Origin of the sequence: Streptomyces sp. NPDC014864 (assembly GCF_043081525.1) — a bacterium.
Lineage (GTDB): Bacteria > Actinomycetota > Actinomycetes > Streptomycetales > Streptomycetaceae > Streptomyces.
The window spans coordinates 14,838-30,951 of the sequence record NZ_JBIBWT010000033.1 but is presented as its reverse complement, the minus strand read 5'-3'; the positions used below and the strand labels follow the sequence as shown (position 1 = coordinate 30,951).

Annotated in this window: 6 protein-coding genes and 3 pseudogenes; 3 read left to right on the top strand and 6 right to left on the bottom strand. The window is 66.1% G+C overall.

Annotation, left to right across the window (positions count from 1 at the left end; genetic code table 11):
• Nucleotides 1–695, top strand: a pseudogene (locus ACF1A5_RS33050) (hypothetical protein); the annotation flags it as partial.
• Here the strand turns inward: ACF1A5_RS33050 and ACF1A5_RS33045 are convergent.
• The 3 genes and pseudogenes from ACF1A5_RS33045 to ACF1A5_RS33035 all read right to left on the bottom strand — a co-directional run.
• Nucleotides 656–1,582: pseudogene (locus ACF1A5_RS33045) on the bottom strand (IS3 family transposase); the annotation flags it as partial. The pseudogenes ACF1A5_RS33050 and ACF1A5_RS33045 overlap by 40 nt on opposite strands.
• 35 nt (nucleotides 1,583–1,617) lie before the next feature.
• Nucleotides 1,618–2,679 carry an IS110 family transposase gene (locus tag ACF1A5_RS33040; protein WP_392196528.1) on the bottom strand — a complete coding sequence of 354 codons (1,062 nt, stop codon included), beginning with the start codon at nucleotides 2,677–2,679 and terminating at the stop codon, nucleotides 1,618–1,620.
• 242 nt (nucleotides 2,680–2,921) lie between these two features.
• Nucleotides 2,922–3,209, bottom strand: a pseudogene (locus tag ACF1A5_RS33035) (transposase); the annotation flags it as partial.
• A gap of 254 nt (nucleotides 3,210–3,463) precedes the next feature.
• On the opposite strand from ACF1A5_RS33035, the gene ACF1A5_RS33030 reads away from it, so the two are divergent.
• Nucleotides 3,464–4,105, top strand: a complete 642-nt coding sequence (locus ACF1A5_RS33030; RefSeq protein ID WP_392196527.1) for a hypothetical protein — start codon at nucleotides 3,464–3,466, stop codon at nucleotides 4,103–4,105.
• A 79-nt stretch (nucleotides 4,106–4,184) separates the two neighbouring features.
• Here the strand turns inward: ACF1A5_RS33030 and ACF1A5_RS33025 are convergent, their stop codons facing one another.
• Entirely contained in the window at nucleotides 4,185–10,778 is a 6,594-nt protein-coding gene (locus ACF1A5_RS33025; protein WP_392196526.1) for an RHS repeat-associated core domain-containing protein, read from the bottom strand.
• Nucleotides 10,779–10,932: 154 nt separating this feature from the next.
• Nucleotides 10,933–13,659 (bottom strand): LamG-like jellyroll fold domain-containing protein, encoded by a 2,727-nt coding sequence (locus ACF1A5_RS33020; protein ID WP_392196531.1) that lies wholly within the window; start codon nucleotides 13,657–13,659, stop codon nucleotides 10,933–10,935.
• A 1,573-nt stretch (nucleotides 13,660–15,232) separates the two neighbouring features.
• On the opposite strand from ACF1A5_RS33020, the gene ACF1A5_RS33015 reads away from it, so the two are divergent.
• Nucleotides 15,233–15,667 (top strand): hypothetical protein, encoded by a 435-nt coding sequence (locus ACF1A5_RS33015; RefSeq protein ID WP_392196525.1) that lies wholly within the window; start codon nucleotides 15,233–15,235, stop codon nucleotides 15,665–15,667.
• A 94-nt stretch (nucleotides 15,668–15,761) separates the two neighbouring features.
• On the opposite strand, the gene ACF1A5_RS33010 is transcribed toward ACF1A5_RS33015, so the two are convergent.
• Entirely contained in the window at nucleotides 15,762–15,968 is a 207-nt protein-coding gene (locus tag ACF1A5_RS33010; RefSeq protein WP_392196524.1) for a DUF6417 family protein, read from the bottom strand.
• Nucleotides 15,969–16,114: the final 146 nt, after the last annotated feature.

Here is a 16,114-nt window from a genome sequence, read left to right as displayed (position 1 = left end):
CGACCCTGAACGAAGGCCGCGTCATGCCCGATGGGCAGGTCTTCCGCGCGAACAGCTTTCTGCAGCCCGGCTGGCAGCTTCAGATGCCCGACACCTCAACTGGAGTAGACGGTCTCCGTGCGCAGCTGGGTGGCAGTGCCCCGGCCGCCGACGAGACGAGCGAGTACGTCGTCACGGTCCACTCCGGCGACTACCTGTCGAAGATCGCAGAGAAGGAACTCGGCGACGGCGACGACTGGCCGCAGCTGTTCAAGGCCAGCCGGGGCAAACCGCAACCACACGGACTGCCCGCCATCACCGACCCGAACGTCATCTACGCGGGGCAGCAGGTCACCGTGCCCGGTACCCAGTCCGACCAGCCGCCCCAGGAGCGGGACCGGGACCAGGGTGACAAGGCGGGCAGTCAGGAGACCACTCCCCCGGCCAACCAGAAACCCGACGGTGAGCAGCAGCCGGGCGGCAGCACGGGGAATCCACCAGCGCCCGCACCCGCACCCAGCCAGACCCAGTCGCCCGCACCGCGGTCGCCGGCACCCAGCGTGCCGTCCAGTCGCCGGGCCGAGCAGCCCGGGCAGGATCAGTCCCCACCATCCGCTGCGGCGTCCCCGACACCCGAGCCCAGCGCCAGTGAACCGCTCCGGGATCGATGGAGGCTCTATGCGTTGACTCCAGCAGCCGGTTGGGGCTGGTATTGAGCGTAGTAGTTGGTCTCGTGCTCGTGGGGCGGGATGTCTCCGATGGCGGTATGGAGGCGCTGGTTGTTGAACCAGTCGACCCATTCCGCGGTGCCGAGTTCGACGTTGGCCAGGCCGTGCCAGGGTTTGCGGGGCTTGATCAGTTCCGTTTTGAAGAGGCCGATCTGGGACTCCATGAGCGCGTTGTCCAGGGCGTCGCCGACGGTGCCGATCGAGGCGTCGATGCCGGCCTCAAGCAGGTGGGCGGTGAACGCGAAAGACGTGTATTGGCTGCCCGCGTCCGAGTGATGAATGAGACCGGGACCCGCGGGGGTGCCGGCCCGGTCGCGGCGCCACAGGGCCATGTCGAGGGCGTCGAGAACGAGCTTGGCCCGCTTGCTGGTGGCGGCCGACCAGCCGACGATCGCCCGGGAGAACACGTCCACGACGAACGCGACGTAGACGATCCCGGACCAGGTGGCGACATAGGTGAAGTCGGCCACCCACCGCTCGTTCGGACGGGAAGCAGTGAAGTCGCGGCTGAGCAGGTCACAGGCCCGCTCTTGGCCATCGTCCCGGATGGTGGTGCGGATCTTCTTGCCGCGTCGGGCACCCTGAAGGCCGAGATCGCGCATCAGCCGGGCGACCGTGCAGCGGGCCACGGGTATGCCCTCGCGGTGCAGTTGCCGCCAGACCTTCCGCACTCCGTAGACACCGAAGTTGTCCGTGTAGACACGGCTGATCTGCGTCTTCAGCTCCGCGTCGCGGACCGACCGCGGGCTGGGGGTGCGCTTCTTGGCGGCGTAGTAGGTGCTCGTCGCGATCTTCAGTCCGTGGCTGGTCAGGACCTTGCAGATCGGCTCGACTCCGAACACCTGCCGATGGGCGTCGATGAACGCTACGAGCGCTTCGACGGCCGGTCGAGCTCGGCGATGCTCCTATGTCAAGCTGCCAGGCGAACCGGGAGGTCAGGGGCGGTCGCAGTCGGCTGAGCTGCGCCCTCGTCGGCCAGCAGGGCCCGAAAGACGCGGTCGGAGATGCGTCGTCGCAGCAGTCGCACCGCTTCCTTGGGCGTCTTGCCGCGGGCCAGCTGCTTTGCGAAGTAGTCGGTGCCTTCACCGCCGCGGCGCACCTGCGTGACCGCGATCATGTGCAGGGCGTGGTTGATGGCTCGGTTGCCGCCCCGGTTCAGGCGCACGCGGATCTTGTTGGAGGACCAGACCGGGATCGGGGCGGTGCCGGTGAAGTGCGCGTAGGCGTCCTTGGACTTGAACCGGTTGGCGCCGGCCGTCTCGCCGATGATGACGGCCGCGCTGAGCACGCCGCAGCCGGGGATGGCCAGCAGCGACGGCGCCAGTATCTCGACCAGCTTACGCAGCCGAGCTTCCAGCGCGTTGATCTGCTCGGTCAGCCGTCGGCACTCGACGACCAGGTCGCGGGCGATCTCCACCACGACGCCCGCATGGTCGGCGAGGGCCTCAGCGAGCGCGTTGAACACGCACAAACGGCGCAAGCCCCGAGAGGGCACGGGCAGTTCGGGATCGATCTCGTGCAGGAACCAGCGCAGCTTGTTCGCCGCCGCGGTACGGGAGCGCACGAGGCGGCGGCGGTGATCGGCCAGGAGCTTCACGTCCCGGGCCGGGCCCGCGAGGCTGGCCCGGGGCAGGTCGGGTTCGCGCAGCGCCACCCGGGCCACCGCCTCGGCGTCGATCGGGTCGGACTTGCCTCGCTCGCGGGCCGAGCGGCGAGCCCCGGCCATCAGCCGGGTGTGCACCCGCACCACCTCATGACCGGCCACCAGGAGGTCGGCCTCGAAGCGACGGGTCAGATGGCGGCAGTCCTCTATGGCCAACAAGACCTGTCCGAACTGGGCAAACCACTTGATCGCCTGGGCGTGACCGGCCGGGGTCGCGGCGACGGTGACCTCACCGACGCGGCGTCCCAGCGGGTCGACCGCGACCAGCGTGTGCGTCTTCTTGTGTCCGTCGATGCCGACAACGTGCACGAAAGCCTCCGCAGCTCGGTGGAGAGTCGATGGGCATCTCCACCGCGGGGGCACGCCTCAATCGGGCTCGCGCGGCACGCTCCTATCAGGCCACTCCGCGGCGGAGACCCGGGCCGGCGGGGCGGCACATCGCCGACAAGCCACCATCGCTGGGGCAGCAAAGAAACGAGCCAGCCCCGCCGGTGCCCGTCACTCTGTCACCACCCGTAGGCCCGTGTCTCAGACTCTGTCATTGACGCGAAGAAAGACGCCGCGGCCTTGAGAATGTCGTTGGCCCGTTTCAGCTCGGCGTTCTCCTTCTTCAGCCGCTTCAGCTCGGCCGACTCCACGCTCCTCGTGCCCGGACGGGTCCCGGCGTCGATCTGGTCCTGCCGCACCCACTTGCGCAGCGTCTCGGTCGTGCCGATGCCCAGCTTCTGGGCGACCGCTTTCATCGCGGCCCACTCGGTGTCGTACTCCGGCCGCACCTCGGCGACCATCCGCACCGCACGACGGCGCAGCTCAAGCGGGTACTGGGAAGGACGTGCCATAACTCGATCCTCTCAAACGATCGAGTCCCTACCGAACCCGGAGCGGTTCAGACATAATTGTCTATGTGGCGAACAAGATAGGTCAAACAGATAACCCGAGGAGGGGTTGAGAAGTCGTGACTGGCACTGTCGGGCCGGCTTGAGGAGTACGGCAACGCCACCTCGACCGGAAAAGACCAAATCAATCGTGCAGGCGTTCCAAACCTATCGAGGAGGCTCGAGTGGCACGCGGAAAGCTATGCCATAATCATTGCATGATCGATCCCTCCAGCATCGAATTGGACCAATTTCTCACGACTTGGTATGGCCCGCCAAGCCGCAAGGAAGCAGTTGCGCCGGAGCAGTACCGGGGACTGCCATCACCACTGCAGGCGTGGCATACACTTGCAGCACGATGGTCCAGGCCACTTATAAGGAACAAGAAACTACTTGCCCCCAATGAGATCACCACAAAGGATGGAAAAGTCCTCTTCATGGTCGATCCCGGGGACGCGATTTGGGGATTTGACCCAGAGAGCCCAACGACTGTCTATGAGGGGCGGCTTTACGGAGAGTGGGTGCCACTCTCGGAGAGCTTCACAGAATTCTTGATTCATAACGCCATGAACGAAGCAACCCATGCCGCACCTCACACAAAGTCATGCGAGTCCGTTAAGAACGAGCATATCGCCCGGATCGTGGCGCCGATGACTGAGGTAAATTTTGGGGGCTGGTATTGGCCTCGGCCGGGACACCGCATCTTCGTAGGTGAGGGGCTGATTGCGGATATTGGCCCGGCAATGGAGGACCAGGAACCCTGGGGAGACAAGCCGGGATACAGCGAGGTGCAGATCGGGGCTACCACCGCTTCGAACCTATCCTACCTGGATGACATACCGGAGACCGACTGGTACTGAGTGCCACAGTCCACGCGAGGATAGGCCTGGCGCTTTCCCCTAGCTGAACTGCTAGGGGAAAGCGCCAGGCCATTTTCAACTACTTACCCGTGAAGGACTTGGTTTGAATATCGCCGAAGGTGTTACGCCAGGTGACACGCATCGTCGCGTTTTTCGGCAGCATTCGGGAAAGGTGGTCGAAGCATCGTCCACACACGTACGTCTGGTCAATGTAGAGATGCGAGTTTCCCCAGCCCTTGGTTCGCATGAGAGCAGCTGCCTGAGTTTCAGCGTGGTGATAGTTTGATGAGTTGGATCCCGGAGGCCTAACGAAGCCCTGCGGGAGATTTCCTCTTCCGGAGGAAAAGGAAGCAACTGAGTTGTCATAGCCCTCCACGTAGAGGGCACCATTTGTGCCGCCGGGTTTCTCGAATTTTCCTGCCGCCGCCTTCGCTGCAGCAAGTCCTTCCTCATCGGTGAGTGTGACGCCCTCACTTCCGCCGCTGGCGGCACCATCCGCTTCACGGAATGCCCGGCCGAGTTTGTCCGAGCCGGAGCTGATCGCCTTACTTCCGACGACGATGAGTCCGGTTCCGCCTGCGATCGATGGAACGCCCGCCGGGCACAGCACACCGGTGCCACATTCGACTACACCCGATGCGACGAAGGTGACACCGAAAGTTTCGCCAAATGCACCCCCGATGGTTTGGAAAATACCTCCCCAGAAGTCGCCGTTGTGCGCCAGGCTGGAGAGGTAGTTCCCCAAGTTCGAGTTTGAATCGCCGGGCCCAGGGTCCCCCTCCGATGTGCAATACGTCGTGAGCCCGGTTCCAGTACAGCGGAGGCCACCGCCACCGCCACCGCCACCGCCACCGCCACCGCCACCGCCACCGCCACCGCCTGAAGTGTGGCCACTGCTGCCGGTGTGAGCTGTTCCGTTGCTTTTGCAAGAGTAGTAACAGCCGTTGGAGCCTGTTCCGCCGGCGGGGACGCCGGGGGTTGGGCTTGCATTGCCTGCGGGGCCGTCGGAGCGGGGTTCGCTGTGGCCGGTTCCGTCGTCGAGCCACAGTCCGGTGGGGTCGCTAGACGTGACGGGGCTGTTGCCAGCGTAGGCGTAACCGTTCAGTGTTTGTGGGCTGTCCAAGTCAAGGACGGGGTCAACGCTGAGGAACTGGCTGGTGGTGGGGTCGTATTCGCGGGCGCCCACGTGGGTCAGGCCGGTTGCGTCGTCGGCCGGTTTGCCCAGGAATGCCTTGTCATCAGGCCAGGATGTCGGCTGGGCGCCCCGTGCCGTGCCGAAGGGCGTGGTGTAGCGCTTGGTGACCGCGTACGTAACGGAGTCGAGGACGATGCTGGAGGTGCCATGGTGGTCGGCGGCCAGGAAATTGAGCTTCGTGCCCGCCACTCCAGAGGTGGCCGTGCGGACTGCGATGGTCTGGCCGTTCGCCGAGTAGTAGCGAGTGCCGCTCAGGGTCTTCGTGGTCCCGTTGACGGCGAGCCGGACTTCAGTGCCGCCTGGGAGGTAAAGGATGCTGTCGCCGTCAGCCTTTGCGCGGCGGATCAGCAGTTCGCCGCTGGCGTCGTAAAGGTAGCTGGTCTCCTTTGTATTCTCGGTGAGTTTGGCCAGGTCTCCTTCCACGTTCCACGCCAGGGTTTGCTGGGCGGTGGGACCGGGTCGAGATGTGGTGCTTCCGGTGTTGTCGTAGCTGTAGGTGCCATTGTGGGCGCCGGTAGTTTTGTCGAGCGTGTGGGGTTTGGTGTCGGTAGTGTCGTTGTAGGTGTAGTTCGTGGTTTTATCACCCGAAGACGTGTGCTGGGTTTCGGTTTTGCGCTGGCCGGCGTCGGTGTAGGTGTATGACGTCCAGTACGGGGCCGCGCCGTCGATGTTGGACATCGTCCGTCCGATGGCTGCGCAGTCAGCAGTCTTCGGTGTCCAGGCCTCGGTCAAGCGGCTGTAGCCGTCGTAGGCGAAGCATTGGGAGTCGGCCTTCGCGGTGCCGCCTTGGGTGGTGGTGTCGAGGATGGAGGTGACGTTGCCTGCGTCGTCTTGGGTGAAGTTCAGGTCTTGGAGGGGGTAGCTGTGGACGTCGTCGGTGGTCTGGGATCGGGTGAGGCGGCGGGTGCCTTCCTCATAGGACCAGGTGAGGTAGGCCTTCTTCGACGAACTGGCGCCGTCCGTGGCGAGGGTGAGCTGGCGCAGGTCGCCTTGCGGGGAGAAGGCTGTGCCTTGGAGGTAGCCGGTGGTGCCCTTGGAGGTGAGTTGCCCGCCGAGGGCGTTGTAGGTGTAGGAGACAGTTTCAGCCGCGAGGCCGGCGACCGCGGGGGCGCTGGCTTGACTGATGGTGCCGTCGAGGTTGTAGCCGGTGGTGTACGAGAGGGTCTTGGGGACGCCGGCCATTACCAGGGGGTCGGTGTCGGGGAGGATCAGCTGGCTTGAGGTTGCGTGGTAGAGGTTGTCGTAGCCGGTGATCTTCTGGGTGTAGGCCTTACCGGTGAGGCCGCCGTCGTAGCGGACCGAGGTATCCGGCTGCCCCTTGGCCAGGGTGTCGAAGGTCCAGGCCGCCAACTTGTTGGCATCCGTCTTGCTGGTCTGCCACATACCGGTCTTGCGGCCGAGGTCGTCGTACTCATACAGCAGTGTGTTGTTGCTGCTGTTGGCGTTGGTGGTCTGGATGACTTGGTCGAGGGAGTTGTAGGCCGTGGTGATGCGGCCCTTGTCGGCGTCGACGGCTGCGGTCTGACGTCCGAACAGGTCGTAGTCGTAGCTCCACTGAGCCTGGTCGGGCGCGGTGATCGTCTTTTGCTGGCCAGCGGGGGTGTAGGTGAAGCGCGTGGTGGTGTACTGGGTGCCGGTCGGCGTAGGGCCGGCGTACTCGCGGCGTTCGGTGGTCTGCCCGAGGGCGTTGGTCACCACCGTGGTGGCCTGGCCGCCGTTGGGGGCGCTGGTGGAGACGGTGTCACCGGTGTAGCTGCTGTCGACAGTCCAGCGGGCCTCGCCGTGGACCTTGGTCACGGCCCTGGTCGCGCGTTCGGCGCCGTCGTAGGTGGTGTCCGTCTGGATCGGTGCCTGGCCCTCGGAGGTGTCCACCGCAGTGGCGGCGGGGGCAGAGGTGCTGTCCCAGATGTCGGACTGCTGGCTGACCGCGAGCCCTCGCGTGTCGTAGAGGGCCAGGGAGATGAGCCGGCCGCCCTGCGGGGTTGGGGACTGCGTCTGCCTGGTGCGCAGCAGGGAGTCGTAGAAGGTGTAGCTGGTGTTGTAGCCCGAGCCGTCGCCCTTGAGGGTGGCGGTGGACACCCAGGACATGGCGGCGTTGGTGACCTTGTAGTCGTAGACGTAGTTCGGTGTCTTGCCCAGGGCCTTCAGCCTGTTGGGCAGCCACACCTTGGTGATGCGGCCGAGGCTGTCGTATTCGGACTCGGTGATCTTGTTGTTGGGGTCGGTGACCTTGAGGGCGGCGCCGGTGGCGAAGTCCGCGTTGGTGGTGGTGGCGTATGTCTTGGCGTCGGTGGCGACGGTCGAGGTCAGGGGGCCGACCGTTTTCGGCTCGTAGGTGACGGTGGAGATGGTCAGGTCGTTGGTGTTCTTCGCGGCCGTGGGACGGCCGAGTGTGTCGTAGTCGGTGGTGGAGATCTTCTGCCAGCTGGGGGTGCCGTCGGCGGCGTAGCTCTTGGCGCGGCCGGTCCACTGGGCTTCGCCCTTGGTGGGGGTCTGGGTGGTGGTGTAGGTCTTGGAGTCGTAGGCGGTGGCGGTGTCGGAGATGACGTCGCCGGGCCTGGTTGCGTCAGTGGGCAGGTCCAGGTCGGCGTTCAGGGTTGAGCATGGCTTGGCCACGACTCGTGCGCGGGAGACTAGCGAGGTGATGCCCAGGGAGTCGTTGCGTGCGTAGGTGTTGCGGGTGCATCGTTCGTCTCCGTCGACGGCGTCGTCGCCCCGGTCTTCGATCTTGGAGGCCATGCCGTAGCTGTCGTAGGTAGTGGCCACCGTTCGTACTCGGTCGGTGGGGGCGATGCCGCTGGTGATGCGGGTACGGGTGTGGGCTGCGGCGGTGCGTACGAAGTAGGCCTCGGTGTCGGCGTACGACTTGTGCTGGGTGGCGGTCTTCTGCGACCAGGGGTCGTTGATAGAGCCGCCGACTTCGGTGTCGCCGTCGTAGGTGGCGGTTTCGCGGGTGTAGCCCGCGTACTGCTCCGAGTCGGTGATCTCACCGGCCTTGATACCGGCGACCTTGACCGTCTTGCGGGCGTCTGCGTCCGGGGTCTTGCCGTCCGCCCCGAGGACGCGGTCGCCGTTCATGCCGCGCAGGTAGACGGTGACAGTCTTGCTCTGCGTGCCGGTCGGCGTGCCAACGAGGTGCGTGACCTGGCCGTAGCCGCGCCAGATCGACCAGGTGCGTTCCTTGGTCGGGGTGAGGGGGTCTTCGTTGTAGTGCCAGGCACCGCCGCCGGAGTACTGATAAATGTGCTGAACGGCCTCGGAGCCGCCCTGCGGGTCGGTGGTGGAGACCGAGCTGACCGGGTACTTCTGGAACCAGTCGAGGATCGGGTCCTTCTCGCCGTTCGGGGACCAGTACACCGGGTAGCAGCGCTTGGTGTTCTCGTCCAGCTTGGGCTTTGTGGCGCCGGCGGTGCAGTCGGCGTCCAGGTAGGTGGCGATGGTCTGCGCGCCGGTCTCGGAGGTGACGGTCTTCAGGCGTGGCTTGTTCAGCGGCAGGATGTTGTCGGCCGCGCCGTCGACGCGGTTGGGCCGCATTTCGTGGGTGAAGGTGACCGGGTCCAGGGACAGGTCGGTGCCGCGTTTGCCGGTGTGCTTGATCTGGTCGAGCCACAGCGACTGGTCGGTGGAGTCACCCGTGTCGCCGGGGTCGAGGTAGAGCTGCTTGAGCGTCCAGGCATCGACCGGTTCGAAGGCGGGGGTGGTGGCTGCGGCGTTCCACGCGGAGGTGGTGATGGTGGTCAGGCGCTTGCGGGTGAAGAACGTCGGTCCGCTGTTGCCAGTGCATTTGTCGCCGTCCTTGCAGACCGCGTCGAACGGCACGTCCGGCCAGTTGTCCCGGGTGTCCTCGGTAAGGGAGTCGCAGCCGGTGCCGGAGGCCAGGCAGCGTTCGTCGTAGCTGAGAACGACCTTGTCCGAGGCGGCCGGGGAGCCGGAGAACAGGGCGCCGGCGCGCTGGCCGTATCGGATTTCCTTCAGGTAGCCGCCGCGGGTGTAGTCGGTTCCCGTGGTGTCGTCGCCGAGCTTGTCGTAGTTGTTGTGCTCGGCGGTGTACCAGTACGACATGGCGTTGCTGTGGGTGTCCTCAACGTAGTCGAGGTTCCACCGCCAGGCCTGCTTCTTGTCCCGGCCGGAGAAGGAGGTGCCGTCGGCGTAGCCGGGCTCGCCCTCGTCGTCGCCGAAGACGGGCACCGTCCACACCGACTCGGTGCGGTCGTCGGCGCCAGCGCCCTCGAGCTTGTTCAGGCCGAAGACGTACTTGGTGCCGTCGCCGGTGATGACCGTCCAGTACTCGCCGTCGTCGTCGCCGTTCTCGGCGCCCGTGGAGTGGGTGACGGTGGAGGCGTCGTCGTCCTTGAGCCGCCACTTGCCGCTGGTGTCGTCCTTGACCAGTTCGGTGGCCTTGCCATGGAGGACGAGGGAGGCGTTGTCGTACTTCCAGCACAGGTCGTACTTGCCGTCCTGGCCGTCGTCGTCGCAGGAGCCGTACTTGCGCTCGATATAGGAGGAGGTCAGATCGAAGCCGGTGCCGACTTGGCTGCCCTGGTTGTTGCTGTTCGCCGTCTGTCCGTCGATGGCGCCAGAGTCGTACGAGATCGACAGGCTCGGCTGGGGGCCGGCCGCGGCCGGAGGCACACGCAGGGGGTAGGACCAGGTGAAGGAGCCGGATGAGCCGCCTGCCTCCCATGTCGAGGACGATGACAGCGGCGTCGCCTTGTAGTCACCGGCGCCGGACTGCGTTCCGGCCGCCACGGCCAGCATCATCGGCTGACTGCTGGGAGCCAGGGCCAGCGGCGCCTCAAGGCGGTCGTGAGCGCGGTCGTTGACGGTGTCCAGCTCGGTGCGGGCGCGGCAGGCAGCCTGTGATGGATGCTGCAGGGCGCAGTCGGGCAGGTGGTACAAGCGCAGTCGGCCGGCCCAGTCGCCGCCGTAGGCGGAGGCGAAGGCTGCGTAGTCGATGCCGAGGCGGGTCTTGGCTGTGCTCTTGGCTCCGGTGACCTTGAGGACTATGCCCTTGACGCCGAGCTTGGCGGTCGTCTTCTGGTCCAGGACCTGCACGCTGATGGGGCCGGGCGTGTTCTTGCCGAGTGCGGTGAGGGTGATCGGCAGGGAGCCGGGTGCTGCGGTGGCCCTGCCCTTGGCCGGGACGGAGAGTGCGGCTTTGCCGGCCGTGGGCCAGGTGGCTTTGCGCTGTTGGTCGTGGCGGGCTCGTGCGGCCGCGGCCCTGTCGGCTGCGGCGGCTTTCTTCACCACGGCGGCGGCCTTCTTGTTCACCTTGGCCGTGAACGGGCTGACCTTCGCTGAGCGCGGATCCTTCAGGCCGGGCCGGCCCAGCGGGTCAGGAGCTGACGCGAAAGCCACAGGCGACAGCAGGCTGGGCAGCAGGGCCAGGCCTGTGGCTGCGGCGATACGGCGAGACCAGCGTCTTCCTGACGTGGTGCCACGGCCCGGAGTCGGCCGGGCTATCCCGAAGGGATTCATGGTGGGTTCTTCCTACGCGGTGCCGGGCTGCTTCACGCCGGGCGAGTGCCGTTGAGAAGGGAACGAGGAGAGTGACGACGCGCGCTGTGGCACTGCTGCCTGAGCGGCCCGCTCGAGCAGCGGGCCGCCGGCATCAGGCCGTGGGCATCGTGTGTCAGACGGTGTCTGGTGCTTCGAGGACCTGGGAGCGCACCTGGTCGGCTGCCATGGCGCCGGTCCACACCCGCAGAGATTCCAGGGAGCCGGGCAGGTAGTAGCCGGTGGAGCCGCCGGCTGTGCCGCGGCCTGCGGACAGAGTGCCGGTGCCCTGCTGGGCTGCGGAGAACCCGGACGCGTCCTCACCGGGCTGCTCGATACCTCCCACGTAGAGGTGGAGTCGGCCCATCCGGTCCTCGGTCTTGGACCCATCGGCCGGATCGGTCCACTGCCAGGTCTCCTGCGCGTCGAAGACGCCGGTGACGTCCACACCGGTGTTGAGCTCGGCCAGGTCGCCCGCGGCCACTTCCGCGCTCTGGGTGACTTTGCCGTCCGCTCCGACGGCGGAGCGGGTGAACTTCCACTGGTAGGTGTCGGTGGCGGGCTTGACGACCCACAGCGCCCAGGAAGACTCGCCGCCAATGGCTTGTCCTGCCACCTGTGCCTGGTAGCCGACCGGCTTGGCCGCCAGCTTGTCGGCATCCAGCCTCGCGCGGGCGGAGACGGTGAACGAGCCGGTCTCGTCGGTCACCGGCCCGGTTGCCGAGGCGTAGCCCGATGTCCCGTCCAGGACGAGGGCGTTGTTGTCCAGATCCAGCACGGCCCCCGCGGAGGACAGGGACAGGGCCGGCGCAGGGTAGGGGGTCAGCTCTTTGACCTGAGTGCCGGTCGAGGAGGTGGCGTCCCAGTTCGCCACCAGTTCATTGGCCGCGATGCCGTCCTGCGTGAGCTGCGTCTCCTGAGCGACTTGCGCGGGGCTGAGTGCGTACTGCCACACGGCGAGCTCGTCCAGGCGCCCGCGGAAGTGCTCACCGTAGGTGCCACCGACCAGTGAGCGGCCGAACTGCAGACCGGCCGTGGATGTCCAGGGCTGGTAATCGGCGGACTGCGCGTTCAGGACGGTGGGCTGGCCCTGGGGGCGGCCGTTGACGAACAGCTGGATGGTGTCGTTCGTCTTGTCCGTGTCGTTCTTGGTGTCGAAGACGGCCGTCAGATGCGTCCACACGTTCAGCGGCGGGCTTGCGGCGTCGGCGATCGCCCGCAGGTAGACGGCTCCGTCTTTGACGTCAGCGGCTGTGCGGTTGAAGACCCACTTTTTGTAGCTGGCGGAGTAGTAGAGCGTGAACGCCGACGCGTTCGTGCCGGGTGCGGACAGCACCACGTGGGTCTGTGAGGCGTCGGCCAGGTAGGCCCAGGCTGAGACAGTGAAGGAGTCCTTGGTGTTCACAGCCGGTGCGCTCGTGGCCGCGTAGCCGTCACGTTCGGTGTCAGTGCTGCCGTCGTTCAGGTACAGGGAGTAGTCGTTGTCACCGCGGCGGCCGAGAGTCGACCAGCCGGCATGGGTGGTGTACAGCGTGGCGTCGTGCCGGGTCCCCTCCGATGCCGTGTCCTTCGCCACCGTCACACCCGAGTTGGGGGCCGCATCGTCGAAGTGCCACCGTCCCACCGGGCCCTGAGCGGGTGCCACCTTGAAGATGAACTCCTGCGGTGTGCCCCATCGGTTGTAGACGTCCTTGGCCCGCACCGAGAGCACCTGCGTGCCGGACAGCGGAGGGGTCACGTCCTTGACGTCGACTTTGAGACCGCCAGTGACCTGCCGGGCAGGCGTGGACAGCAGCTTCCACTCGTAGGCGGTGATGTCGGTGTGCCCGCTTGCATCGATGTCGGCTGTGTTCGGCTGGAAGGTGAAGGAACCGGGCACCCCCGGACCTCCGTTGCCCTCGCAGGTGGTGCCGCACTCGGTGTAGGGGGAACCGGCGGTGATGCGGGGCTCCTTCGGCGCCGATGAATCGACCTTGAAGTAGCACCAGGAGCTGTAGGAGGACCATAGGTCGCCGCTCTTGCCGGCGTACGACCAGTGGGATTGCGTCCGCGCCTTGTAGCGGTACAGGCCGCCATCGGCGCGATCGCTCATGCGCATCTTTTCCAGTGTCTCGTCTGGGTCCCAGCCGGGGTTGGGCATGTACCCGGTCCACACCTGGTGCCAGGAGGCGTCGTCACCTCGTTCGACGACGAACTCGGCCTGCAGCGATCCCTCCTCATCGCCCATGTGAGCCTCGACCAGCGTCTGCACGCGGGCCTGCACCATCGGGTCTTTGCGGGTCACGATGAGCGGGTCGGAGGAGGACTTGTAGCAGGAGGCCGTGGTGAGGTTGCCGGGGATGACACCGACGGAGGAGGGAACACCAGGCTTGTAGGCGAAGGTGACCTGCAGCTCGGCGCCGTCGTCGAAACGTTTCCAGGCCCGCGCGTCACTTTCGTCCTTGGCGCGCAGCATCAGCGTCAGCCGGCTCATCTTGCCGTCGGCGAAGGAGCGCACCGTGTTCTTGAGGTTCTCGTCCGTCTCATCGGGGTTGTCGTTGAACTCGATCCACGCATCCGGCTGGTCCGGGCTGCACAGGGTTCCGCGTCCGGCGGAGACGTAGCGGTCGCCCATCAGATCCAGTTGCTTGGGGCCCGGCCAGCTGGTGCCCTCGGAGATGTTGTCCGTGCGTACCAGATCGACCCAGTGCGCATCGCAGTTGAAGGACCAAGTCTCCTTCGCACGGAAGGTGGCGTCCAGCACGTACTTCCCGGCCAGTTTCGTGGGGGCGAACTCGAAGTACATGCGGTCGACGTAGCCGCCACCGCAGTAGTAGCCGTCGGCGTTCCCGCACTTGCCCACGCCCTTGTCGCCGTCGAACATCCAGAACTTGTCACCGTCGGAGGAGATCTTCGTGCGCTCCGAGACACCCAGACCGACCGAGGGATCGATGTAGACGGGGTAGACGGTGTCCGTACCACGCAGCAGATCCAGGTCCGGATGGACGGCGATCGACCCCTCGTCCACTTTCACCGGCAGCACCGCCGTGGCATCCCCCTCCCCCGGCTGAGACGGATCGTCCTGCGCGACTCCATCTGCGGAAGCGGCGGCATCGGAGCGCACCAGTTGTGTCTGCGTGCCTGACTGGGTGTCACCGGCTGAGTCCCACATCTGTCCTGCGGGTCCGCGGAAGACCGCGTTGCCGTCCTCGTCGACGGCCCGCAGACCGCCGCCCGCACCGGCCACCACGGACAGGCCATCTCCGGCTGCGGCGAGCTTGACCTGCTCCAGCGCCGGATTCTGCGCCGCCTCGGGCGTCTTGACGACCAGGACCTCCCGGTAGCCCTCACTCGTGGCCGTCAATTGCAGGTCGACCCCGTCGAAGACGTTGGCGTAGGTGGCCGTTGCGCCGTCAAGGGTTGGCTCGGGGAGAGATCCGGGCCAGCCGAGGGTGACCGACCGCCCCTCCTCGGCCAGGTGGATCATGTCCGATCCGGTTCCGCCATCGGAGAACGACACATCCACCACCGCGCCCTTTGGAGCGATGCGCCCATCAGTCCGGCGCTCCAGCACCGGGTCGACCGCACCCCAGCTGCCGTCTCGCTGCTGGACGCGCTGAGGCGTGGTGGACTGCGTCAAAGTAAACGAGCCGTCCGGATTTGCGCGGGTCGTGGAGTACTCGGTCCGATCCGCCGTTGCCTCCACTGGCTCGCCAGAGGCTTGGGCCTGAGCCGAAGCTGTGGACTCGTCCACCGCGCCCGGGTCTGCGTCGGCTGACGCCGAGACAGATACCGCTGCCCGAGCCGGCACCGCAGGCAGCACCGCCAGCACGAGCGCAGCCGCGACACCCCCCAGCAGGCCGCGCGCTCTGCGCGCCCTCCACCCCGGCACCACGAAACCCCACTCCGACTTCACGGAGTCCCCCCATATGTGGATCTTGTAAAGGCCCCGCAAAGTTAAAAGGAAATTAAGAATGACGGTCAATCAAATGTGCCCTACATCACACCAGTTTCCTGGGGGGCACACACGGCCTGAACGCAAAGATCCGGCCACCCAGTGCCGCCGCAAAAGCGACAACTCCGGAGAAGATTCAACAGCTGGGTATCTCACGGCCCAGGACACCATTTGCCGCCTTTTCGGATGCTCGCCAGCCCGCCCGACTCTCGGCCCGACCCAGCGACACCTGCTGCAGCCTTCCACGCAGCGGCATGCGCCCGGAAAGCAGGTGAAACCGCAGCTCAGCCGCCACAAAAGGTCGCGCTGAGCAGGCCGGACCCCAGCATCTCGAGCGGCCAAGCAGGGGGCGCCACGCCACGCAGAGAAGGCAACCCAGATTGGACGGCGAACATACAATTTCAGCCAGAGCACATTTGCACACCCCGAGCCAGAAAACCGCTCCGCCCACGAGCACTCAATACAAGAGATACGAGGCGAAAGCCTTTCCCACTACCCGAAAGTGATAGACGACAGCCACCGGATAAATGGGACGGTCAACGTCAGGGCAACCGTCCCGGCCAAGGCATGGTGCGCCACCCCGATTGGTCAGGTGCAGGTAGGCGGCCCAGCGGGCCAGTACAGCGACGGTGTCAGCCTGCGGCTCGGCCTGCAGGCACTGTTCGAGAATGTGGTGGGGGGGCGAGGAACGCTCCGCCGACGCCGAGCGGGCGCGGCAGACGGCAACTGTCACAATCGCCGCCTGACGGCCCCCTCCGATCTGGCACGCGCGTGCCCGCTGCTGACCTTGCCGACCGCATACCTGCTTGGTGGCGTGACACTCATCCAGCTGGGCTGGGACGAGCTCGACTTCGCCCCATACGCCAACATCGACGGGCGCGGCGGCGGACGATACCTGGGAGTGGTCAAGCGGCGCTCAGCAGGACGGGAGATCTGACCGTTAGAGCGCCGGGCGGGTCGCTGGGCTGCGCGGCCGCCGTACCTTCGCCATGTCCGCGGCTGGATTCGTCTCGGCCAGGGGCGGGCTCGGGTCAGTTCTCGGAGGGGATACGGGCGGCGATCTCCCGCGCCAGACGGTCCGCCTCCAGCGAGACCGGCCCAGCCTCCTGTGCGATGGTCACAAGCAGTCGCAGCAGGTCGTGTGCCTCTTCCAAGGTCAGCAGCGCCAGTCGGGGACCGGTGGTCTGCAGCGGAGCGAAATCCGCTGCCTGCAGATCGAAGAGGCCGTCGTCGTCCATGACAGAGCAACGTACCCGGAGCCCACAAGGTCACGCCCACTACTGGAAAGGCAACCGGCCCCGGAAAGAGGGAGACACCAGCCGGTGCGGCAGGCGGAGTCCCTGCCAGCGTGCTGGGCTATGCGCTGCACGGCCGTCGCCCCGAT